Below are 21,393 nucleotides of genomic sequence, written 5' to 3'. Positions count from 1 at the left end.
GGCCTCAAGTGTACGTTCGCGCTCCGGCCCACGGTCCTGCTGGACGGACCCTACTGACACTGGCCCTACTGCCCCGGAGCCCGGTACGACGGTGTCTTCTTGACCGCTTCGTCGATGTCTTCAGGCGTCATGAGGGGCTTCAGCCGCACGTTCACGTTGCCCGTCGAATTGATCATCAGCGACAGAGCTGCGGCACCGGCCTGGTCGGGGACATCAAAAACACCCAGGACGTCGGTCTCCCCGAAGGCGTAGTAGAAACTCTCGAGGGATCCGCCCACGGAATTGAGTGCCTCGGTCAGCGCGTCACGCCGCTTCGTGCCGCCCTCGCGCATGAGCCCCTTGATTCCCTCGCCCACGTAGTTGGCTTCAAATAGGTACTTGGTCATGGTCTTTTCCTGTTCCGTGATGTCCAGGACAGAGGCACCAGCGGGCGCGCCTGGCACCCTCGCCGGCAGGTCCTGGAACGGTCCCCCGAATGGGGCCGTGCGCACAGCGTAGGCCCACTTCAAAGCACTGACAACGGCCCGCGGAAAGTCCGGAGATGGCTGGGATTGACGGCCACATAAACTCCATGGAAATCATGCCATGCACCCATGAATAATGGCTGTCGCAGCCTGCTGTGGCGGAGTAGGATCCGGGCACAACCATGACGTGCAAAGGGTCGGGCACTGCGATGAAGCGAGCTGTGAAGCACTGCACAATGTTGGTGGCAGCCGGCCTTCTGGGCCTCTGCGGCAGCGGCGCTTCCAATCCGGCGGCGCAGTCACCCGCCTCAGCCGGAAGGTCCAGCCAAAGTGTGGCTTCGCCGACGGGTGGGTATCCATTCGAAGGTGACGCCACCGGCAAGGCGCTGCTGAACACCCTGGTCCGGCAGGCGCCGGGAGGTCCTGAATTCGACGAGTCCGCCTTCGAATACCCCATCGTCGGACCCGACGGGTGCACCACCCGTGAAACGGTCATAATCGCCGGCGCCAGCGAGCATACGCTCGGTTCGCCCTGCACCGCGCTCTATCCGCAGTGGGTGTCCGCCTGGGATGTCACCGTTCTGGTGGACCCGGCCGAGGTGGATGTTGCCCACATGGTCCCGCTGGAAGAGGCCTGGTACTCCGGAGCGTGGGCGTGGACCGCGAAGCAGCGCCGCGACTTCGCCAATGACCTGTCCAACAGCATTTCTTTGAGAGTCCTGACGGCCGCTACGAACGCGGAGCGGAGATCATCGGACCCGGCCCACTGGTGGCCGCCATACTCCGGAGCCCACTGCGGCTACGCCGCGGAGTGGGTGTGGGTTAAGACCCGCTGGAACCTGAGCGTCGCCGCGCCTCCGGGTTCGACAGCACCGGATCCGGCACCGTGACCGGATAGATTCCGTGGAGGTGGGCAGCGATGCTCGAGACTTCGCGTAACACCCGACCTGACGGTCGCCGGGACCTGGTCACCGAACTCCTGGGCCTGTGGTTGCTGCTGGCCGTTTTCCTCGACGGCTGGGCTCACATCAACCTGCCCGGTCTGGAGACGTTCTTCACTCCATGGCATGCCGCCCTCTACTCCGGCATGCTGGCGACGGCGGCGTGGACCGCCGTCGTGATCTGGCGCAACCGGACGCCCGGGCAGCCGCTGCTGCAGGCCGCTCCCCCGGGGTACCGCGGGACCGCCGTGGGCGTGGTCCTGTTCGCAGTCGCCGGCGGCCTGGACCTGCTGTGGCACGAGATCCTGGGCATTGAAGTCTCGCTGGATGCCCTGGTCAGCCCCACCCACCTGCTGCTCGGCTTCAGCCAATTCCTTATCCTGGGCACCGCTGTCCGCAGCGCCCGCGCAGCCGGCCACGGCTCCATCGGCCACGGCGCAGCCGGCCATCGCGCCGCCAGCCACGCCGGAAACCCCGAATTGACCCCAGCGGCGCTGTTCGCCGTCGTTCTCATGACCGGGCTGGGGGCGTTCTTCCTCATCTACGTCTCCGCGTTCGTTCGGCCGGGGCCGACGGCCCTCTTCACCCCGACCCCGGTGGGCACGCCCGGCCGCATCCAGGCCGAGCTGCCGGTGGTCATCACCCTGGCGAGCTACCTGCTGACCACCGCGCTGATCATCGCGCCGTTCCTCTTCACGCTCTCCGCGGCCGGACGGCCCGCCCGCGGAATCGTCACCATGCTGGTCGCGGCGGCGGCCTGGCTGCCGGTGGTGATGATCGGCTTGCGCCCCACGTCGATCGCCGGAGCCGCGGGGACGACGGTGGCCGCCATCGTCGTCGACCTGCTGCTGACCCGCGTGCCGGAAACCTGGCTGGGCAGGCGGCTGCCGGCGGTCACGGCAGGAATCGCCGCGCTGCTGTGGACGGGCCAGCTCGTGGCGTTCGCGGTGACGGACGCGATCCGCTGGCCGGTCTCGCTCTGGCTGGGCGCGGTGGTGCTCAGCGCGGCAGTGGCCGCGGGCCTCGCCCTCCTCAGCTCCTGGGGGCGCAGCCCCCTACCCCGTGAGCTTTGACGGCAGGTCCGCCTCCGGGCCCGCCTCGCCACCCATGGCGGCGACCAGGCGTTCCCGCGCGCGCCCGAGGTGTTCGTCCAGGAGCCGCGCGGCGGCCTCGCCCTTGCCCTCCCCGATCAGTTCGAGGAGCTTCTGGTGCTCCGCCTGGATGAGGTTTGTGTCCAGCAGATGCAGCGACTGCACCCGGGACATGCAGAGCCGCACCTCCCCCACCAGCGACAGGTACATCTTGCTGATGCGCTCGTTGCCCAGGGCGTCCACCAGGCTGGTGTGGAACCGCATGTCCGGCTCCACCACGTCCAGGGGCGCGCCCGTCTTCAGGGCAGCGATGTCCTTGTTGGCCCGCACGGCCTCGTCGGGCACGGTCCGGCCGGACGCCAGCCGCCGGAGCACTTCGCTCTCCAGGTAGGCCCGGGCAAGGTAGATGTCGCGCACGGACTCCGGGCCGAGGTCGGCCACGCGGGCGGTCTTGTGCACTCCCCTGACCAGCAGCCCTTCAGCCACGAGCTTCTCGATCGCGGCCTTGGCTGTGGGCCGGGCGACGTCGTAGGAGGATGCGACCTCGGTCTCCGTCAGCGCATGCAGCGCCGGGAGTTCGCCGGAAAACACCCGGGCACGAATGTCTGAGGCGATCGCCTCGACGATCGATACAGCTGAAACACGGCTCACGGCTCTCCGCTTCTCCACGTCTTCTACACATCGCTTGAGGGGCTGGCTTCCTTCATTTTGCCAGACAAGCCACCAAAGTAGTCTTGACCGACTTGTGTACTTGTTAGACAATCGAAGGGCGCCACGAAGCTGTGACGCCTCACACATCCTGGAGATCTCATGTTTCAGCAGATCCTTGACCCCATCGGCGGGTCGCTCATGCTCTCGGCCCTTTGCGCCGCGCTACCGCTCGTCCTGCTCTTTGTCCTTCTGGGCGTCTTCCGGGTCAAGGCACCCAAGGCCGCCATTGCCAGCCTCGCGGTGTCACTGATCCTGGCGATTATTGGCTGGCAGATGCCTCTCGGCCAGGCCCTCAGCGCCACCGCCGCCGGCATCTTCTACGGCCTCTTCCCGATCCTCTGGATCCTGGTCAACGCCCTGTGGATCTACAAGCTCACCGTCGCCACCCCTTGGTTCGAGGCCCTGGGCCGCACCATCCGCTCCATCTCCGACGACCTGCGCATCCTCTCGATCCTGATCGCCTTCTGCTTCGGCGCCCTGCTGGAATCCCTGGCCGGCTTCGGCGCCCCGGTGGCCATTTCCGCGGCCATGCTGATGGCCGCCGGGATGAAACCGCTGAAATCCGCCATCGTCTCGCTGCTGGCCAACACGGCGCCCGTCGCCTTCGGCGCCATGGCGGCCCCGATCATCGCGCTCAACGGCGTCACCGGCCTGCCGCTTCACGACCTCTCCTCGATGGCCGGGCGGCAGACCCCCTTCATCGCGCTGATCGTGCCGCTCCTGCTGGTGTTCATCGTGGACGGGCGCCGCGGCGTGAAGCAGGCCTGGCCCGTCGCGCTGGTGGCCGGCGTTGCCTTCGCCGTGTCCCAGTTCGTCACCTCCAACTACCTCGCCGTGGAACTGACGGACGTGGTGGCCGCCGTCGTCACCGTCGCCGCGGTCCTGGTGATGCTGCGCTTCTGGAAGCCGAAGGAAACCATCGGCATGGCCGGCGGCGTGACGTCCGGAGCAGCCCAGGCGGGCACCGGGGCCGTACCCGTCGAGGCGAACGTCTCCCGGGCCGCTGTTGGATCCGCGACAGGAACGACGCCGGCCTCCCGCGGTTCCGAAGGCACCGCGCCGGCAGGCACCGCGCCCGCCGACGCCGCTCTGCCAACGGACAGCACCCGCCCGGAACCGCGCCAGATCTGGATGGCCATTGCCCCCTACCTGATCATCATCACGGTGTTCTCCATTGCCCAGATCCCGGCCATCAAGTCCTGGCTGAACCAGGTGGGCACCGTGACGTTCCACTGGCCGGGCTTGGACGTCGCCGACTCTGCCGGCAAGCCGGTGGCGGCCACCAAGTTCAAGCTCGACCACCTCAAGGCCACCGGCACGCTGCTGCTGTTCTCCGGCCTGATCACCATGGCCCTCTACAGGATCACGGCCGGCCAGGCCTGGCGGATCTACCGCGAGACGCTCGTTCAGCTCCGCTGGACCATCGTCACCGTGACCTCCGTCCTCGCCCTGTCTTTCGTGATGAACCTGTCCGGCCAGACCACCACCCTGGGGTTCGCCCTGGCCTCCGCCGGCGGATTCTTCGCCGTGCTCTCCCCGCTGATCGGCTGGATCGGCGTGGCCCTGACCGGTTCCGACACCTCGTCCAACTCCCTGTTCGGTCAGATGCAGGCCACCGCGGCCCAGCAGACCGGGCTGTCCCCGGTCCTGATGGCGGCGTCCAACTCCTCCGCCGGCGTCATGGGCAAGATGCTCTCGCTGCAGAACCTCGCGGTGGCCTCCGCCGCCGTCGGACTGGACGGCTCCGAAGGGACCCTGTTCCGTAAGCTGATCGGATGGAGCGTCGGGCTGCTGGCCCTCATCACCGTCCTGATCCTCCTGCAGTCCACCCCCGTACTTGGCTGGATGGTTCCCTGATGACAACACTGCAACTTGCCGGGCTCCGTGAGGCCGTGGCCGATCCCGCCCAGGTGAAAACCCGGCCCATCGACCTGCACGCCAACGCGCACGACGCCTCCCATTTCCTGCTCATCCCGCAGGCAGTGGTGGTGGCCGGGAACGCTGACGAGGTGGGCCGCCTGCTCCGCGCCAGCGCCGCCCAGGGCGTTCCGCTGACCTTCCGCTCCGGCGGCACCAGCCTCAGCGGACAGGCCGTGTCCGACGGCGTCCTGGTGGACGTGCGCCGCAACTTCCGGAACATTGAGGTGCTCGACGGCGGTGCCCGGGTCCGTGTCCAGCCCGGCGTCACGGTGCGTGCGCTGAATGCCCGGCTGGCGCCCTACGGCCGCAAGTTCGGGCCGGATCCGGCCAGCGAATCGGCCTGCACCGTGGGCGGTGTGGTGGCGAACAACTCCTCGGGCATGAACTGCGGCACGGTGGACAATGCGTACCGCACGCTCGAGTCCCTCACCGTGGTACTGCCCTCGGGCACCGTGATCGACACGGGCGCGCCGGACGCGGACCACAAACTGCGCACGCTGGAACCCGATCTGTACGCCGGCCTGGCCGAGCTGGCGCGGCGGGTGCGCGGCAACAGCGATTCGGTGGGCAGGATCCGGCAGCAGTTCGCCATGAAGAACACCATGGGCTACGGCCTGAACTCCCTGCTGGACTATGACAGTCCGGTCGAAATGATGGCCCACCTGATCGTCGGCAGTGAGGGCACGCTCGGCTTTGTGGCGGAAGGGGTCTTCCGGACGATCCCCCGGCCGACCCACGCGGCCACCGGGCTGCTGGTGTTCCCCGACCTGCAGACAGCCAACGAGGCACTGCCCGCACTGGTGGAATCCGGGGCAGCCACGGTGGAGCTCATGGATGCCCTGGCCCTCAAGGTGGGCCAGACGCTCAAGGGGACTCCCGCCGTCGTACAGGACCTTGCGGTCCGGGACCATGCCGCACTGCTGGTGGAATACTCGGCCGAACGGCCGGACGAACTGGCTGCACTGCAGCAGGGCGGCGAGCGCATGCTCACGGGCCTGGGCTTGGCCGCCCCGGCGCAGTTCACCGGCGACGCCTCCGCCCGCTCCCAGCTGTGGCACCTGCGCAAGGGCCTGTACGCCTCGGTGGCCGGAGCCCGTCCGCAGGGAACCACGGCCCTGCTGGAGGACATCGTGGTTCCGGTGCCCGTGCTGGGCCGTACGTGCCGGGAGCTGATCGGGCTGTTCGACAAATACAGCTACGCCAACAGTGTCATTTTCGGCCACGCGAAGGACGGCAACGTCCACTTCATGCTCACCGACGGCTTCACCACCCAGCAGGAGCTGGACCGCTACAGCTCGTTCACGGAGGACATGGTGGACCTGGTCCTGGGTGAAGGCGGCTCGCTCAAGGCCGAACACGGCACCGGCCGGGTCATGGCACCCTACGTGCGGAGGCAGTACGGCGACGAGCTGTACGCGGTGATGCACCGGATCAAGGAGCTGTTCGACCCGTCGGGGATGCTCAACCCGGGCGTCCTGATGGACGACGACCCGCAGGCGCACCTGCGGCACATCAAGACGGCGCCGCCGGTGGCCGAGGAGGTGGACCGCTGCGTCTCCTGCGGCTACTGCGAGCCGGTGTGCCCCAGCAAGGACCTGACCCTGACGCCGCGGCAGCGCATTGTCACGCTGCGGGCCATCGAGCAGGCCCGGCTGGCGGGAGACACCGCGCTGGCCAGGCAACTCGAGAAGGATTACGACTACGAATCGGTGCAGACCTGCGCGGTGGACGGCATGTGCCAGACCGCCTGCCCCGTGGAGATCAACACCGGCCTGCTGGTGAAGCGGATCCGGCGGTCCGAGGCCGGGCCCGTGGAAAACGGCGTGTGGAACGCCGCGGCGAAGCACTGGGGCGGAGTCACGCGCGGGGCATCCCTGGCGCTCACCGTGGTGAACAAGCTTCCCGCCGCGGCGGTGGTCCCGCCCAACACGGCGGCCCGCGCGGTCCTCGGGACGGACACGGTTCCGCTGTACTCCTCGGAACTGCCGGGCGGCGGTTCCGCGCGGAAGCGGCCGACGCCGGATGGCGCACCGGACGCCGTCTACTTCCCTGCATGCGTGGGGACGATGTTCGGGCCGGCCGGGTCTGGCTCCGCCGGTTCCGGTGGCGCCGGTGGCGCCGGTGGCGGCGGCGCCGCGGGCCGCGGCGTCCAGTACAGCTTTGAGCAGCTCTGCGAGCGGGCCGGGGTGACACTGCTGGTGCCGGAGGGCATCGACGGGCTGTGCTGCGGAACGCCCTGGTCCTCCAAGGGCATGGCCGCCGGGCAGGCAACGATGCGCGAGAAAACCCTGGCGGCGCTGCGGCAGGCCACCCGCAACGGGGAACTCGCCATCGTCTGCGACGCGTCCTCGTGCACCGAGGGGCTGCGGCAGGCGGTGGAATCCGACACTCCGCTGCCCGGGCAGCGTGAGCTGCGGATCGTGGACGCCGTGGACTTCGCCGTCGAGCACATCCTGCCCAAGCTGCCGGAGCACGAGAAGCTGGATTCGCTGGCGCTGCACCCCACCTGTTCATCCACCCGCATGGGCATCAACAGTTCGCTGACAGCCGTTGCCCAGGCCGTGGCCGAGAAGGTGGAGGTGCCGGAGAACTGGGGCTGCTGCGCCTTCGCCGGGGACCGCGGCATGCTGCATCCCGAGCTCACGGCCTCCGCAACCCGGAAGCAGGGCAAGGAAGTTGCCGAAATGGGGGCGTCGGCGCACGCGTCCTGCAACCGCACCTGCGAACTCGGCATGACCCGGGCCACCGGAAAGGACTACCGTCACGTGCTGGAACTGCTGGAGGAAATGACGCGGAACTAGTGCTCTATGGCGGCTGGCCACTTGGTATTGGGGCGGCTACATCGGCATGCCTGGCGTCGCACCGGGCATCAGCGCGATTCCCACTGCGATCAGCACCAGCGCCGCCGAGACCGAGCGGTTGGCCAGCCGCTTCCAGGGCAGCATCTTCTCCACGGCGATGAAGGCGCCCACCAGCGCCATCCACCCGACGCTCATCACGCCCAGCGCAAACAGCGCCGCCATCAGCGCCCAGCAGCAGCCGACGCACCAGGCACCGTGCTCCATTCCCATCCGCAGCGCCCCGCGGTACCCGGTCCGCATACGGTGCAGGATGAAGTCCAGCGGCGTCCGGCACTTGGTGAGGCAGACGTTCTTGGCTGGCGTCAGCTGGTACACCGCGGCTGCCAGGATCACCCCGGCTGCCGCGTAGCGCCCGCCCGGTTCCGCCGCGAACGCTCCGGGGACCAGCTGGGCCACGGCCTCGTAGAGGGCGTACGCCACCAACCCGAAAGCTGTCCACGAAACCAGATACCCGGCAACGAACAGCGCGGTGGAACCCCGCGGGGCGTACCGCCCGGTTTCCCGACGCCGGCGGCTGATCTTGGCGTACGCCGTCACCATGGGCGCCACCGACGGAAACATCATGGCGGCGAGCATCACTACCCACGTGGTGAGGAAGAAGTCCAGCAGTCCCGGGTCCGTCCAGCCTCCCATGTCCATCCCGCTCATCCGCTCGGCGGTGAACACCCAGCCCACCGCCGCGAGGACGAGCAGTACGGCAATCAGCCCGGCCTCCCGCGCGTCGATGGCGCGCAGGGTGTGCTGCCGGGGTTCAGGCACGGCCTTTGGGTGCACCTTCAGCCATCTCGCTTGCGAAGGTGTAGTCCGCCGATTCAGCGTAGACCGACTGGTAGTCGAGGCCGAAGAAGTCCGAGCCGCCTTTGCCCTTGCCGATCACGAATTCCGGGGCGAAGCCGTACATCGCATTCTTGACGGTGGTGACTCCCCCGCCGGGACCGGGAAGTGGTTCGATCGCCAGGTTGATGCGCCCATCCACCGAAGCCGACGGGGCGTCGCCGCCGGAGAATGTGATGTTCCCGCGCTCGACGCCGAGCCACTCGCCGTAGAGGGCGGCGAAGTCAGCAAACGGTCCGCCCTCGTCGCCGTGGAGGATCCGCTCCAGGGCCTGCGCCTGGCCGTCGGATGCACCGCTGTCGACGACGATGCCAACCTTCCAGTTGCCTGCGGTGAGGTTCGACGGGAAGAAGTTGCAGAAGGCGAAATCAACACCGGAAAGGTCGGTGTCATCGAGCCGGCCGCTGGCAATGTGGAAGACCGCTGCACCCCGGCATTCCCCGTTCTTACCGGTGGGCGGGCCGTCCATCGCGCAGGCGCAGATCAACTGGCAGTCGCAGTTTGCGACATACTTACCTGAAATTTCCCATGACATTGAGGACTCTCCTTGGTGGCGCCGGTGCCAGGCGGGAGCGGCGAGGTCGCGCGCCGAAACTACTGGGAAACAGGGCGAAAGGGTCCTGATACCGCTGAGATTACTCCGGGCCGCATGCGTGTCAATACGCTGTATCTTCGGCCGAAACCGCTGGCGATCCACCTGCTCAGAACGCGCTCTCACAACGCCAAAGCGACCAGCGCTGTTCGGGAAGATGGGCGCGAGGGGCCGCGGGAATTTCGTGGCCAAACTGCCTGCGTGATGGGCGGCGGGTCCTGCCGGGACGGCCCTGATCCTAAGATGGGGCATGAACTTCTGGGACGTCCTGTGGACGGTGGTGGGAGCCGGGCTGATTTTGCTGATGCTCGTCGACGTCTTCCACACACTGCTTTACCCGCACGGTTCCGGCCCGGTATGCAGGACCATAATGCACGGGTGCTGGCGTCTCTCCCGGATATCCAGAGGAGGAGCCTCCTCCGTCGCGGCGCCTGTGGCCATGGCTGCCGTCATCTTCGCGTGGGCCGGCATGGCCATCCTGGGCTGGGCGCTGCTCTACCTCCCGCACCTGCCGGAGGGTTTCATCTACGGTGCGGGGGTCCCCCGGGAGGCGGATTTCCTCGAAGCCGTCTACCTCTCCATGGTCACTCTTTCCACTGTCGGGTTCGGGGAAGTCGTGGCGGGCTACCCCCTGCTGAGGCTCGTCTCGGCCGCCCAGGCCGTCACAGGATTCGGTCTGCTGACGGCCACGGTTTCTTGGATTCTTCAGATGTACCCTGCCCTGAACCGCCGTCGGGCGCTTGCCCACCAACTGAACCTGTTCCGGGAAGCGGCAACGCCTGGCGACCCGTTTTCAATGGACGCAAGCCATGCTGCCGCACTGCTCGAATCGCTGTCCGGCAGCGTCGCCGCCGTCAGCATCGACCTGCTCGCCTTCCACGAAACGTACTATTTCCAGGAAGTCGAGCAGAGGGGTTCCCTGCCGGCCACGGTCACCTATGCGCAGGAACTCGCGTCCGAAGCCAAGGCCAGCGATCACCCCGATCTCCAGTTTGCCGGGCGGATGCTGGAGGCCGCGTTGGAGGACCTCGCGAAAGTTCTCCGCGGCCGGTTCGGGCATGCCGGAACCACCTCCTCCGAGGTGTTCGAACACTATTCCACGCACCACAGGCACCGCCGGCCCCGTGAAGGGGCTGATTAGCGGGCGCCTGAGTCTTCACGCCAGCCAAGCCCTCTGGCGCGAGCATGGGTGGACCCCGGGCCTCGTTGCCGAATGGCGTGGGGGCTGGCAGGCCCCTCGCCCGTTGGGGCGGGGGGCCTCATCCTTGGCGGTTAGAAGTCCAGCAGAGCCTTCTCCGGATCAGTTGATCGGCGTGCCACTGCTAAAGGTCCCCGGAATCGCAAGGGTCGCACCGCTGTCTTCATCAGTGATGGAGATAGCCGTGTAGGACACCACCGTCAGGGTCGCCCTCTGGCCGGACGGGCAATCCAAAACAGTGGCGGCAGCCGGTGCGCTCAGCGTGAGCGATCCGGTGATATTGCCGTTCTTGTCGGCCTTGAATTCTCCGCTTGTGGATACCGCGGTGTTGATTGTTGTCTTCTTGGGGTCGTTCGGGTTCTTGCCGCCATTGTTGACACACTGGTAGGTCGCGCTCAGGGTTGCTGAAACCGTCACGGTTTCAGTGGCGCCGGACGGAAGACCCGCCTCCTTGAACTTGACCACCAGGCTCGTTCCCGAGAGGCTCGCGCTGGTCGCATTTTTGATGAAATGTGGATTTCCGGCCTGCGCGGGACTGGCGAGGACCAATAGAGCTGTGAAAAGGGCGGCGAAAAGGGCAAGAATACGCTTCGACATCATTGTCTCCAGATTCTGGGTAACGGTTTCAGATCACGGCCCATCGTCGAAGGGCTGGCGTCGCCAGCTTTTCGATGCGGGATGTCGGCCTGATGATCAGGACGACGGACTGGTTCCCCCAGTGGACCGGGCAGCGGGTCGGCGAGGGCTGCTTGTTATTCCAAGGCCGCCGACGCCTTAGTTTTTATGCGCGGGACCTTGTCAGGTTCCTGTGGACACGTGTCTTTTCAATGGACTAAACCCCTTCCTTGGGGAGAACCCACGGGTTAAAACCCCTCATTCGGGGGAAGAGCCCCTGCGTTAGACCCCCCATTCGAGGGGGAGACCCCTCTTGCTAAACCTCTTGTTTGAGAGGATTAGTGCCCATCTTTGGATCTGCAGACATTGACCGTCATCATATGTAATGACAAACTTACAAAGTTCCGCCCGATTCCTTCCCGGGTCGGGGCCCGCATGCTGCATAGGCAGCCGCCTTCCAGAGAGGAAAACATGAAGATCTCCATGAATTCGACGGCTGCGTTCCACGGAACCACCGTGCGGGACATCGCGGTGGCCAAGGCGGCCGGCTATGACGCCGTCGAATTGCAGACGCCCAAGCTGTTCCGGTTCCTTGACGCCGGCTATACGGGACACGACCTGGTGCCGCTGCTGGGCGGATTCCCGGTTTCCGGTGTGGGCGCCATCCAGGAAGCACCGGACGAGGAGTTCAAGCGTGATGCCGTCCGGCTCTCCGAGGTGGCAAGCATTGTGGGCGCGCCGTTCGTGCAGATGTGCACCGGACCGGTGGACGTACGGGTCGTCAAGGAGTTCCGCGCCGGTAGCCTCGGCGACAACGATCTGCGGTTCCGCGGCGCGCTTGGGCTCACCGACAAGGAGGCCCTGGCCGACACCGCGCGGCGGGTCGCGCTGGCAGCGGACATCGCCGCCGACCACGGGGTGAGCCTGTACCTCGAGCCGCTGGCCTGGTCCCCCATCAACCGAGTCAGCCAGGCGCTGCAGATCTTCGAGACTATCGACCGGCCCAACGCGAAGCTGTGCGTGGATTTCTGGCACTTCTGGGCCTCGGGCGACACCCCCGAAGACATCGCCGCCCTGCCCGCGGACCTGATCGCGGCGGTGCATGTCTGCGACGGCCTGCACGTGCCGCCGGGCGAGGTGCCCGACCAGTCGGTCTCACGGGACGTCTGGACCGGGGCGGGGAACATCCCGCTCCAGGAGTGGATCGACGCGTGTAAGTCCACGGGCTACGACGGCTGGTACTGCCCGGAAATCTTCTGCGACAAGGTGGCCGAGCTCGACGACGTCCTCGTCGCCTCCACGCTGCGCAACACGGTCCAGATGCTCCTCGCCTGACAGTTCTGCGGCAGGCCTGCGATGCCGTGTGGCGAGCTGAGCGGGAATCCCCTCTGACGTTTCTGACCGACGGGGGTTGAAGTCCGGCCGTTAGGGACTTTCTGTCAGCATGGCCACTGCGGCTATGTCCTCCGGGGTCGTTCGGCAGCACCCGCCAATGAGCCGGGCACCAAGTTCACGCCAAAGGGCGGTTCCTTCCGCAAGGCTTGCGGCGTGGTTACCACCAGGTCCCCCAATGGCCGTGGCCGGCCGCCATGTTTTACTGACGGCGTCATAGTTTTCGCCGGAATTTGGATACGCGATCAGGGGCGTGTCCGTGGCCTTGCGCAGGGCGCCCAGGGATGGGGCAACCAGCTCCAGCGGCACACAGTTCACGCCAATGGCCACGACGGACGTTTGCGCCCTGCTGAGCTTTGCCACCTGGGCAAGCGGCGTGCCGTCGCTGATGTGCCCTCCGTCCCGGAGTGTGAAGGAGAGCCAGCCTTCGACGTCGAACTCTTTCATGAGTTCCACCATGGCCTCGGCTTCCGGCAAGGACGGCAGCGTCTCACAGGCAAGAAAGTCCACTCCGGCGTCCACCAACCCGGCAATTCGTGGCCGGTGGAACTCCAGGAACTCGTTTCGGCTGAGGAAGTAGTTTCCCCGGTACTCCGACCCATCGGCCAGGTATGCGCCGTACGGACCGACCGATCCTGCAATCAGGAGGGGGCCTGCGCCCAGGTTTTCGGCCAGGTGCTCGCTGCGGGCCTCGTCGGCCAGACGCACACTCAATGCCACCAGTTCCAGGGCCTCTTCTTCGTCAATGCCTCGCCGCGCAAATCCCTGCGGTGTGGCCTGATAGCTCGCCGTGATCGCGACCGCGGCTCCCGCGCGGAAGTAATCGCGGTGCACATGCTTGACGAGCTGCGGCTGTTCCAGAAGGACTTTAGCCGACCATAAAGGGTCGTCCAGATGGCAGCCGTGCGCTTCCAGTTCGGTGGCAAGGGCGCCGTCCACGGTCAGGTTCGCTCCGGCATCAAGCATGCGGGAGAGCTTGGTGTTACTGGGCATCGTTTGGGCTCCAAGCGGTTCGTACATCCATGCCTGTCCGGCACGAGGCACCGTATGCACGTGTAATGCACGATGAATATGGTCATAATAAGCATCTTTCAATGCTTGTAATGATCATCACACCGTGCCACGATGGCATGCAAACACGTTACGAACTGATCTGGAGCCTTCCCTTGAAGATTGAAATGAAAGCAGTACGCAAGCTGCGTGTGCATTGGCCCGTAGCGTCGGAAACCTTCTCGCGCCTCGCCCGCGGCGACGCAGAAGCCTTCAAAGACGAGGCTGGCATTACGGCCCTGCTCGACGCTGTCGCTGCATCCCCGGACCTCGGGGACTTTGGCAGCTACCGGCATGTCTTCGAATCCGGCTTGGGCTTTGAGGGGTTCACCTGCGCTGAAGGCGCCAACCCTACGTTGGGGCAGGTTGGTCAGCAGACAATTTCGCCGACCCTGGTCTTGACGACGTATTTCGATGCTGCGCTCGACGACGCTGCCGTGGAACGCTTGCTGCAGCAGATCGTGGATATCCATCCTTGGGAGGTACCCGTCATTGAGCTGACAGGGCCAATCGGGGTTTCCAACACTGCCCTTCCGGCGTTGGTTGAAAGCCAGGCCACGTCATGACTCAAGTCACCACAACCGCCCTCTGGGACGGCCTGCAGACGCTGTTTGCCGGCAGATCATTCACCGACCTGACGCACGCCTTCCACCCCGGCCAACCACACTTCCCAGCCTTCCCCGACGAAATCAGAGAAGCGGTTTTCGACCTGGAGAAAGGTGACGGCTTCACCGCTCACCGCTACTCGATCATCGGACAATGGGGAACCCACGTTGATCCTCCCTCGCATTTCATCTCAGGAGGAAGGACCCTGGACCAGATTCCCGTGCAGGAGATGGTCCTTCCGCTGGTCGTCTTAGACATCACCGAGCGCGTCATCGCTAATGCGGACGCCACTCCCCGGATGGAGGACGTCCAGGCCTGGGAACGCCGCAATGGCGCCATCCCACCCGGGGCCTTTGTGGCATTGCGGACAGGCTGGAGTGGCCGTTGGCCTGACGCTGCCGCCATGGCAAACAGGGACGATCACGGTGTCAGCCACACACCGGGCTGGTCGCAGGAAGTCCTCTCCTTCCTGATTGAGGAACGGTCGGTTACCGCCGTCGGTCATGAGCAGACGGACACGGACCCGGGACTGGCCACATCCCGCCAGGATTTCACACTGGAGACCTACGTCCTGGCGCAGAACCGGTGGCAGATCGAGCTGATGGCGAACCTGGACGGACTTCCAGAAGCGGGCGCTGCCCTCATTGCCACCTGGCCCAAGCCACTGCGGGGCAGCGGTTTTCCTGCCCGGGTCTTCGCCATCCACTAGGAGGCGTTCCTCCAGTGACTAGAATCGGACCCATGCCTAAGACATCCAGCATGGGCCGGGGAATTATGGCTCTCCTAGCGGTGGGCTCCCGCAACGCAGAAGGCCTGCCTGGCGGAACGGTCGCTGACATAGCAACCGACCTGGGCAAGGACCGCAGCCAAATCGCGCGCAGCCTGCGGACGGCCCAGCAGGAGGGGTTTCTGCTCCGCAAAGACCACCGGACCTACGCCGTCGACTGGTCGCTCCTGACGGACGCGCAGCTGTTGTCCGAACAACGGTTGCAGACCGACGGCGCCACCGCGCTGGCCGGCTTGGCCCGTGAAACTGATGAAGGATGCTTCCTTGGAATTCTGAGCGGAGACAGCACCGTCACCATCGGTGAGCATGTTCCGGCAAGTAGCAACATGATCGGTTCGTGGCTGGGCCGGCCCTATCCGGCCTACTGCAGCGATGCCGGCCAGGCTCTGCTGTGGGAAGCGTCGGACGACGAGGTCCGGACCCTTTTCTCCGGTGTCGCTTTCGTGCGCCATGGCCCCAATACACCCGTTGACGCGGAGGACTTCCTGTCACGACTCCGCGCGGCCCGGGCACGGGGATACTCCATCGTCGACGAGGAAGCCGAACCCGGGCTGTATTCCGTGGCCGTTCCGATTCGGGACTTCAAGGGCGACGTGGTGGCAGCGCTGCAGGTCGTAGGCGCCAAGGCCCGCCTGCAGCCGAGGTTGGAGGCCTGCGCCACGGCCCTGGTGTCCTGGGGAAGGTGGCTTGAGTCAACGCTGGGTCAGGTCCTGCCGCAGAACGTGCCTTAGCTGGCAAGACCCTTCCGGCCAGCGTTGTTCCGCGTGCCGCCCTGGCAGGACCCCAGCCGTTGCCCTGCTTCCCACAGGGCCTTGGCTACGTCATCTGCGCCGGACGTGATCTCGGCCCGGCTGCCCAGGACGCTGAGCGCCGCAAGAATAGAACCCTTGGCGGTGCGTACCGGAACCGCCAGTTCGTAGACCCCATGCTCGAACTCTTCCTCCGCCACAATAAATCCCCGCGCCCGGTCGCGGTCCATCAATTCGACGACTTCGTGCGGCGAATGGGCCGCCCCCGGGCCGCCTACGCCAATGAAGTTGACGTCCGCAAGGAGGGCCTCAATGGCGGGCTGCTCCTCGTCCCACAGCAGGGCCCGGCCGGACCCGGTGCACCACGCGGGTGTCACCATGCCGGGTTTCACGAAGCTGCCGGGAACCGCGTCATTGCTGGAGGTCCGCAGGAGAATGACGCGGAAACCCTCCCGGACGGAAAGTCTGGATCTAAGGCCGAATGAGGCCACCAAAGCCTCAAGTTCGGTTTTTGATTCCCGGACCCAGCCGGTATTCAAAGCGGCAGCCAGGCCGAAAAAACGTGGCCCGGTCCGGAATGGCCCGCGTTCGACGCGTTCCAGCAGTCCCAGCTCACACAGTTCCTGAGTCAACCGGGAGACACGGCTTTGGTCCATCTCCAGCTCGGATGCGATCTGGGAAACGCCGAGTAGCCGCCTCCCCCGCTTCTCCCGGTCTGCGACCAGCCGAACTATCCGAAGGCCTTGGGCCATGGATGACGCTTCCGAGGAAGAATCCATGCTCCGTGCTCCTTCCGCCTGATAACTACGCCTATTCTCACATGCCCCCACAGAACGCCGAGCTTGGCGGCGGGCGACGAAACCCTCCCGCCGCCAAGCTACGTGGACGTTAGTTCGTGACGGCGTCAGGAGGGCTGGTTTGCGCGCGCCTTGCGTCCGTACTTGAAGTAGAAGAAGGCATAGCAGGCGCCAACGAAAGTGAACCCGAAGTAGAGCGCTGCCACCTGGTTCGGGTCATAGGCGATGCCGACGAGCGAGATGAGGCAGAGCGAGAAGGCCAGGATCGGCACCAGCGGGAACAGCGGGGCCTTGTAGGGAAGCGCAGCGACATCACCGCCGTTTTTGACAAAGGATCTCCTGTGGAAGAAATGCGAGGCGGTGATGGACATCCAGACCCCGACGACGGCGAAACCCGCCACCGATACGAGAGCCAGATATACCGTTTCAGGTGCGACGACGCTGCTGATGAGAGATGCCAGGCCACCGAGCATGCTGACGGAGAGTGCAATCATGGGAATACCGCGCCGGGTCAGCTTCTTCAGCGCCCGGGGCGCGTGCCCTTCGTCGGCAAGGGAGTAAAGCATCCGTGCGCAGGAGAAGAGGCCGCTGTTACCGGCTGAAAGGAGCGCGGTGATGATGACGAAGTTCATGATGTCGGCGGCGTAAGGAATGCCGATGGATGAGAAGACCGTCACGAACGGGCTCTCATCCAGCCCGACCTGCTCGAAGGGGATGGTGGCGGCAATGACAGCGATCGCCCCGACGAAGAAGATCAGCAGACGGATGACGGTGCTGCGCATCGCTTTGGGGATGCTGGTGGCCGGGTCAGCGGTTTCGCCCGCCGCTACACCGATGAGCTCTGAACCCGAGAAGGCGTAGAACACCGCAAGCGCAGTGACCAGGACACCCGTGAAGCCGTTGGGGAAGATACCGCCGGAAGTGTTGAAGTTCTCAAACATGCTGGGGTGGTTAGCCGCCTCGCTGAGCGGGTGGAAGCCGAACAGTGCCGCCCCGCCGAAAACGATGAGAACCACAATGGCGCCGACCTTGACGATGGCAAACCAGAACTCAGATTCGCCGAAGAATTTCGAAGAAACCGCATTGAAGCCGAAGAGGACCGAGGCGAAGATAAGGCACCAGACCCAGACGTCAACACCCGGGAACCAGCGCTGCATCAGGAGACCGGACGCCGTGAACTCCGATCCGATGGCCACCGCCCAGCAGAGCCAGTAGAGCCAGGCTGTGGTGAACCCGGTGGCCGGCCCGATCGACCTCGCCGCGTAGATGTGGAAGGCCCCCGAGACCGGATAAGCGATGGCAAGTTCACCGAGGCAGGCCATCACGAGGTACACAACAAAAGCGCCAATGAGATACGCGATGACTGCCCCGAGCGGCCCGGCCTGGGAAATGGTGTACCCCGAGCTCAGGAAAAGTCCGGAGCCGATCACCCCACCCATGGCGATCATGACCAGATGCCGTGCCCCCATGGACCGCCGGAGCCCCGAATCGGTCGACGGCGGAATTGTGGGCTGAGGTTCCAGCTGGACAGGTGGTGAGGGTTCCATGGTTTCTCCCAAGGTGAGTGGCGGTTCTGATGCGGGGATGCGCATGTGGCCCGGCGTGGGTCAAGGCGATTCGGGCTGCGCAATAGCGACAGTGATGAAAGTAACACGAATAGGCCGTTTTGGTCGTTAAAAACATCTTTGCATGCCTATGTTGAACGCAGGTTACGTTCCGGGTACATGACGAATCGGCAGGCGGATGGTCAGTTCGCCCTGCTTTTCGGTCACAATCACATGCCCTGACGGACATGGAATGCGGTCAGCATTAGAGGACCGATGTACCTGACTGAAGGAGCACCATGACCACCTACGACATTGCGTTGATCGGCTTCGGCGGCGTCAACAGGACGCTGGCCGAACTGATCAATACCCGTGGTGAGAAACTTCGTTCCGAACTTGGCTTCGGCCTGCGGGTCGTGGCCATCACCGACCTGCGTCTCGGATCCCTGGTCCAGCCTGAAGGCGTGGACCTCTCCGTTGCCCTCAAACTGGGCGGCGACAATGAAACCTTTGCAGCGTACGGCGGATCCGCAGACACCAACAACGAAGCCGTGATCCGCAACTGCACCGCGGACATTATCTGCGAGGCCACCTTCACTAATCCCGACGACGGCGAGCCGGCAGTTTCACATGTGCGCTGGGCACTCGAATCCGGCAAGAGCGTCTGCACCACAAACAAGGGCCCGGTCGCCCTCCGCGGCGCCGAACTGAGCTCCCTTGCCGAACAGAACGGTGTGCACTTCGAGTTCGAGGGGGCCGTCATGAGCGGCACTCCCGTCATCCGCCTGGCCAAGAAGCTGTTCGCCGGGCTGAAACTGAACGGCTTCGAAGGCATCCTCAACGGCACCAGTAACTACGTGCTCGGGCGGATGGAAGACGGACTGGACTTCGACGCTGCCATCAAGGAGGCGCAGGAACTCGGCTACGCCGAAGCAAACCCCGCAGCCGACATCGAGGGCTACGACGTTCAGCTCAAGGTCCTCATCCTTGCCAACGAACTGCTGGACGCCGGCATAGAGCTCAAGGACGTTCATCGGCAGGGAATTTCGAGCATGGCGCCGGAAGATCTTAGGAAGGCAGCCCGCGCTGGGCGCCGCTGGAAGCTCGTCGGCGCGGCACGACGGAATCCGGACGGGTCCGTGACTGCAGGCGTATCCCCTGTGGCGCTCCCCCTTGATCATGGGCTGGCCGGGGTTTCCGGCGCGACCAATGCCGTGTCCTTCGAGACCGATCTTCTGGGCGCCGTAACCATCTCCGGACCGGGTGCCGGGCGCGTGGAGACCGCCTACGCGCTGCTCTCTGACATCATCGCCATGCACGCAGCCAGGACGGAGGTAGCCGCAAATGCCTGAGTCCATGCTGTGTTCGACAGAAACCCCGCTGCCACAGTTCCGTGACGTGACGAGCCCCTACGACGGCAGGGTGGTCGGCGCGGTTTCGCTGACCGGAGCCACCGCCGGCAACGCCGTGATCGAAACGGCCCGCGTCGGCGCCCGGAAGGCACGGACCCTGTCCCGCGCCGCACGCGGGAAGATCCTGGATGGTGCCGCAACGGAGATCGAACAGCGCAGCGAGGAGTTCGCGCTAACGATATCGTCCGAGGCCGGGAAAACGATCCGCCAGGCACGGAAGGAAGTGCTGCGCGCGGTCAACACGCTCCGCCTGTCCGCTGCCGAAGCGCGCCGGAACGCAGGCGAAGTCATCCCCTTCGACTCCTATGAAGGCTCAGAGGACCGCACCGGGTGGTATTCACGCGAACCACTGGGCATCATTGCCGCGATCACCCCGTTCAACGACCCCCTCAACCTGGTGGCGCACAAGATCGGCCCGGCAATCGCCGGAGGAAACGCCGTGATCCTCAAACCCTCTGCGCTGACGCCGCTGTCAGCCCAGCTGCTCGCGGACGCCCTCCTGAGCTCAGGGCTCCCGCCGGAGGCCCTCACACTTGTCCACGGCGGCCGGGAAATGGCCGAAACAATCATCGGGTCGCGGGACGTACGAATGGTGTCCTTCACCGGGGGGTTCTCCACGGGTGAAAGCATCGCCCGCACGGCGGGCCTGAAGAAGCTGTCCATGGATCTCGGCGGAAACGCTCCCGTGATCGTCCTGGACGATGCCGACATCGAAGACGCAGTGGAATCCTGCGTCTCCGGAGCATTTTGGGCCGCCGGCCAGAACTGCGTGGGGGTGCAGCGGATTCTCGTAGCCGCCCCGGTGTACGACGCGTTCCGCCGGCACTTCCTGGAGGCGACGGCCAGGTTGGTTGCCGGAGATCCTTTAGATGAACGGACGGACGTCGGGCCCATGATCAGCCAAGCTGCGCTGCAGGAGCTCCAAACCAAGTTGGACGAGGCCCTCGGCGCCGGCGCTGTCCTTCTTGCAGGCAATGTCACGGACGGCAATGTGCTCCACCCGACCGTCCTGGAAGGGGTCCCGACGGACAGCCGGCTGTGGCGGGAGGAGGTTTTCGGGCCTGTGGTCATGTTCCGCCAGTTCAGCACGTTCGAAGAGGCCATCGAAGTCGCCAACGCCATCGAGTTCAGCCTTCATGCGGGCATCTTCACCGACTCCCTGGCCAGGGCCATGGACGCGGCCCAACAGCTCGAAGCAGGCGGCGTCATGATCAACGACTCCTCTGATTACCGCTTCGACGGCATGCCGTTCGGTGGGGCCAAGTACGGAAGCATGGGCAGGGAGGGCGTCCATTTCGCGTATGAGGAGATGACCCAGCCAAAGGTCATCTGCATCAGGAACTGATCGCTTCACTCGGTGGCGCGGGCACCTCCGGGGGCCCGCCTGATGTAACTGGACAGCGTCATGGCCGTCACCGTGTCCGTGACACCGGGAATGGCCGCAATCTGCTCCCAGATCTCCTGAACCCTCTCCAGCGACCGGGCCTCGACCCTCACCAGCAGATCAAAGTCACCGCTCACGACATCACACAAAACCACTTCCGGAATCGACCGCAGTACCGCGATGACGTCCGACCCCCGCACCCGGTCCTTCCTGTAAACCATGAGGAAGGCGGACACCGGCCCCTGCCCCGGCGGGCCGGCAACGATCGTGTACCCCTGGATATACCCTTGCCGTTCCATCCGTTCGATCCGTTGGCGCACGGCATTCCTAGATAGCAGGACTTTGGTCGCCAGCTCCGCGTGGCTCATCCGAGCGTTCTTCGTTAGCTCCGCAAGAATCCTCTGGTCTATCTGGTCAAGACTCACTCGATCCATGCCTACCCTTC

At 65.2% G+C, this 21,393-nt stretch carries 20 protein-coding genes; 11 read left to right on the top strand and 9 right to left on the bottom strand.

Annotated elements, in window-relative coordinates:
* Positions 1-65: 65 nt before the first annotated feature.
* Positions 66-386, bottom strand: coding sequence for a GYD domain-containing protein (locus ABRP34_RS19530; RefSeq protein WP_353711428.1), 321 nt, complete (start codon positions 384-386; stop codon positions 66-68).
* Between the two features lie 299 nt (positions 387-685).
* Between ABRP34_RS19530 and ABRP34_RS19525 the strand changes: the two genes are divergently transcribed.
* Complete coding sequence (locus ABRP34_RS19525) at positions 686-1,354, top strand: HNH endonuclease family protein (RefSeq protein WP_353711427.1); 669 nt, start codon at positions 686-688, stop codon at positions 1,352-1,354.
* A 29-nt stretch (positions 1,355-1,383) separates the two neighbouring features.
* Positions 1,384-2,478: a hypothetical protein gene (locus ABRP34_RS19520; protein ID WP_353711426.1), complete on the top strand. Its 1,095-nt coding sequence runs from the start codon at positions 1,384-1,386 to the stop codon at positions 2,476-2,478.
* Here ABRP34_RS19520 and ABRP34_RS19515 read toward each other — a convergent pair.
* On the bottom strand, positions 2,461-3,147 hold the full coding sequence (locus ABRP34_RS19515; protein ID WP_353711425.1) for a GntR family transcriptional regulator: 687 nt from the start codon (positions 3,145-3,147) through the stop codon (positions 2,461-2,463). The two genes, ABRP34_RS19520 and ABRP34_RS19515, sit on opposite strands and share 18 nt — an antisense overlap.
* Positions 3,148-3,306: 159 nt before the next feature.
* Between ABRP34_RS19515 and ABRP34_RS19510 the strand changes: the two genes are divergently transcribed.
* Together ABRP34_RS19510 and ABRP34_RS19505 are read left to right on the top strand one after the other, a co-directional pair.
* The gene (locus ABRP34_RS19510; protein WP_353711424.1) at positions 3,307-5,064 is read left to right on the top strand and encodes an L-lactate permease; all 1,758 of its coding nucleotides are present in this window, start codon (positions 3,307-3,309) and stop codon (positions 5,062-5,064) included.
* Positions 5,064-7,928, top strand: coding sequence for an FAD-binding and (Fe-S)-binding domain-containing protein (locus ABRP34_RS19505; protein ID WP_353711423.1), 2,865 nt, complete (start codon positions 5,064-5,066; stop codon positions 7,926-7,928). Before ABRP34_RS19510 ends, ABRP34_RS19505 begins: the two co-directional genes overlap by 1 nt.
* Before the next feature lie 36 nt (positions 7,929-7,964).
* Here the strand turns inward: ABRP34_RS19505 and ABRP34_RS19500 are convergent, their stop codons facing one another.
* Together ABRP34_RS19500 and ABRP34_RS19495 are read right to left on the bottom strand one after the other, a co-directional pair.
* Positions 7,965-8,747, bottom strand: coding sequence for a DUF2182 domain-containing protein (locus ABRP34_RS19500; RefSeq protein ID WP_353711422.1), 783 nt, complete (start codon positions 8,745-8,747; stop codon positions 7,965-7,967).
* Complete coding sequence (locus ABRP34_RS19495) at positions 8,740-9,357, bottom strand: DUF1326 domain-containing protein (RefSeq protein ID WP_353711421.1); 618 nt, start codon at positions 9,355-9,357, stop codon at positions 8,740-8,742. The genes ABRP34_RS19500 and ABRP34_RS19495 overlap by 8 nt, the downstream gene beginning before the upstream one ends.
* A 307-nt stretch (positions 9,358-9,664) precedes the next feature.
* On the opposite strand from ABRP34_RS19495, the gene ABRP34_RS19490 reads away from it, so the two are divergent.
* Complete coding sequence (locus ABRP34_RS19490; protein WP_353711420.1) at positions 9,665-10,555, top strand: potassium channel family protein; 891 nt, start codon at positions 9,665-9,667, stop codon at positions 10,553-10,555.
* A 159-nt stretch (positions 10,556-10,714) separates the two neighbouring features.
* On the opposite strand, the gene ABRP34_RS19485 is transcribed toward ABRP34_RS19490, so the two are convergent.
* Complete coding sequence (locus tag ABRP34_RS19485) at positions 10,715-11,212, bottom strand: hypothetical protein (protein ID WP_353711419.1); 498 nt, start codon at positions 11,210-11,212, stop codon at positions 10,715-10,717.
* Positions 11,213-11,698: 486 nt separating this feature from the next.
* Here ABRP34_RS19485 and ABRP34_RS19480 point away from each other — a divergent pair, with 486 nt between their 5' ends.
* On the top strand, positions 11,699-12,562 hold the full coding sequence (locus tag ABRP34_RS19480; protein ID WP_353711418.1) for a sugar phosphate isomerase/epimerase family protein: 864 nt from the start codon (positions 11,699-11,701) through the stop codon (positions 12,560-12,562).
* Between the two features lie 90 nt (positions 12,563-12,652).
* Here the strand turns inward: ABRP34_RS19480 and mmuM are convergent, their stop codons facing one another.
* Complete coding sequence (gene mmuM / locus ABRP34_RS19475) at positions 12,653-13,612, bottom strand: homocysteine S-methyltransferase (protein ID WP_353711417.1); 960 nt, start codon at positions 13,610-13,612, stop codon at positions 12,653-12,655.
* A 173-nt stretch (positions 13,613-13,785) separates the two neighbouring features.
* On the opposite strand from mmuM, the gene ABRP34_RS19470 reads away from it, so the two are divergent.
* From ABRP34_RS19470 to ABRP34_RS19460, 3 genes are read left to right on the top strand one after another with little or no spacing between them, the layout of a single operon-like run.
* Complete coding sequence (locus ABRP34_RS19470; protein WP_353713416.1) at positions 13,786-14,235, top strand: hypothetical protein; 450 nt, start codon at positions 13,786-13,788, stop codon at positions 14,233-14,235.
* Positions 14,232-14,984 carry a cyclase family protein gene (locus ABRP34_RS19465; protein ID WP_353711416.1) on the top strand — a complete coding sequence of 251 codons (753 nt, stop codon included), beginning with the start codon at positions 14,232-14,234 and terminating at the stop codon, positions 14,982-14,984. The genes ABRP34_RS19470 and ABRP34_RS19465 overlap by 4 nt, the downstream gene beginning before the upstream one ends.
* Positions 14,985-15,016: 32 nt before the next feature.
* The gene (locus ABRP34_RS19460) at positions 15,017-15,793 is read left to right on the top strand and encodes an IclR family transcriptional regulator (RefSeq protein WP_353711415.1); all 777 of its coding nucleotides are present in this window, start codon (positions 15,017-15,019) and stop codon (positions 15,791-15,793) included.
* On the opposite strand, the gene ABRP34_RS19455 is transcribed toward ABRP34_RS19460, so the two are convergent.
* Both ABRP34_RS19455 and ABRP34_RS19450 read right to left on the bottom strand, forming a co-directional pair.
* The gene (locus ABRP34_RS19455; protein WP_353711414.1) at positions 15,790-16,590 is read right to left on the bottom strand and encodes an IclR family transcriptional regulator C-terminal domain-containing protein; all 801 of its coding nucleotides are present in this window, start codon (positions 16,588-16,590) and stop codon (positions 15,790-15,792) included. The genes ABRP34_RS19460 and ABRP34_RS19455 overlap by 4 nt on opposite strands.
* 125 nt (positions 16,591-16,715) lie before the next feature.
* Positions 16,716-18,155 (bottom strand): amino acid permease, encoded by a 1,440-nt coding sequence (locus tag ABRP34_RS19450; protein ID WP_353711413.1) that lies wholly within the window; start codon positions 18,153-18,155, stop codon positions 16,716-16,718.
* 296 nt (positions 18,156-18,451) lie between these two features.
* On the opposite strand from ABRP34_RS19450, the gene ABRP34_RS19445 reads away from it, so the two are divergent.
* Positions 18,452-19,504, top strand: coding sequence for a homoserine dehydrogenase (locus ABRP34_RS19445; RefSeq protein WP_353711412.1), 1,053 nt, complete (start codon positions 18,452-18,454; stop codon positions 19,502-19,504).
* Positions 19,497-20,909, top strand: a complete 1,413-nt coding sequence (locus ABRP34_RS19440) for an aldehyde dehydrogenase family protein (RefSeq protein WP_353711411.1) — start codon at positions 19,497-19,499, stop codon at positions 20,907-20,909. Before ABRP34_RS19445 ends, ABRP34_RS19440 begins: the two co-directional genes overlap by 8 nt.
* A gap of 5 nt (positions 20,910-20,914) precedes the next feature.
* Here the strand turns inward: ABRP34_RS19440 and ABRP34_RS19435 are convergent, their stop codons facing one another.
* Complete coding sequence (locus tag ABRP34_RS19435) at positions 20,915-21,382, bottom strand: Lrp/AsnC family transcriptional regulator (RefSeq protein WP_353711410.1); 468 nt, start codon at positions 21,380-21,382, stop codon at positions 20,915-20,917.
* Positions 21,383-21,393: the final 11 nt, after the last annotated feature.

It is taken from the genome of Arthrobacter sp. K5, from assembly GCF_040448525.1.
Taxonomy (GTDB): Bacteria; Actinomycetota; Actinomycetes; order Actinomycetales; family Micrococcaceae; genus Arthrobacter; species Arthrobacter globiformis.
The sequence above is the reverse complement of the archived record's forward strand: the minus strand, read 5'-3'. Positions and strand labels throughout refer to the sequence as shown.

Bases quoted from the DNA above. Each gene is read 5' to 3' on its own strand.
- ABRP34_RS19485 (WP_353711419.1), bottom strand. From the start codon at position 11,212: ATGATGTCGAAGCGTATTCTTGCCCTTTTCGCCGCCCTTTTCACAGCT.
- ABRP34_RS19510 (WP_353711424.1), top strand. From the start codon at position 3,307: ATGTTTCAGCAGATCCTTGACCCCATCGGCGGGTCGCTCATGCTCTCG.
- ABRP34_RS19465 (WP_353711416.1), top strand. From the start codon at position 14,232: ATGACTCAAGTCACCACAACCGCCCTCTGGGACGGCCTGCAGACGCTG.
- ABRP34_RS19520 (WP_353711426.1), top strand. From the start codon at position 1,384: ATGCTCGAGACTTCGCGTAACACCCGACCTGACGGTCGCCGGGACCTG.
- ABRP34_RS19455 (WP_353711414.1), bottom strand. From the start codon at position 16,590: ATGGATTCTTCCTCGGAAGCGTCATCCATGGCCCAAGGCCTTCGGATA.
- ABRP34_RS19435 (WP_353711410.1), bottom strand. From the start codon at position 21,382: ATGGATCGAGTGAGTCTTGACCAGATAGACCAGAGGATTCTTGCGGAG.
- ABRP34_RS19445 (WP_353711412.1), top strand. From the start codon at position 18,452: ATGACCACCTACGACATTGCGTTGATCGGCTTCGGCGGCGTCAACAGG.
- ABRP34_RS19480 (WP_353711418.1), top strand. From the start codon at position 11,699: ATGAAGATCTCCATGAATTCGACGGCTGCGTTCCACGGAACCACCGTG.
- ABRP34_RS19490 (WP_353711420.1), top strand. From the start codon at position 9,665: ATGAACTTCTGGGACGTCCTGTGGACGGTGGTGGGAGCCGGGCTGATT.
- ABRP34_RS19495 (WP_353711421.1), bottom strand. From the start codon at position 9,357: ATGTCATGGGAAATTTCAGGTAAGTATGTCGCAAACTGCGACTGCCAG.
- ABRP34_RS19505 (WP_353711423.1), top strand. From the start codon at position 5,064: ATGACAACACTGCAACTTGCCGGGCTCCGTGAGGCCGTGGCCGATCCC.
- ABRP34_RS19460 (WP_353711415.1), top strand. From the start codon at position 15,017: ATGCCTAAGACATCCAGCATGGGCCGGGGAATTATGGCTCTCCTAGCG.
- ABRP34_RS19450 (WP_353711413.1), bottom strand. From the start codon at position 18,155: ATGGAACCCTCACCACCTGTCCAGCTGGAACCTCAGCCCACAATTCCG.
- ABRP34_RS19440 (WP_353711411.1), top strand. From the start codon at position 19,497: ATGCCTGAGTCCATGCTGTGTTCGACAGAAACCCCGCTGCCACAGTTC.
- ABRP34_RS19530 (WP_353711428.1), bottom strand. From the start codon at position 386: ATGACCAAGTACCTATTTGAAGCCAACTACGTGGGCGAGGGAATCAAG.
- mmuM (WP_353711417.1), bottom strand. From the start codon at position 13,612: ATGCCCAGTAACACCAAGCTCTCCCGCATGCTTGATGCCGGAGCGAAC.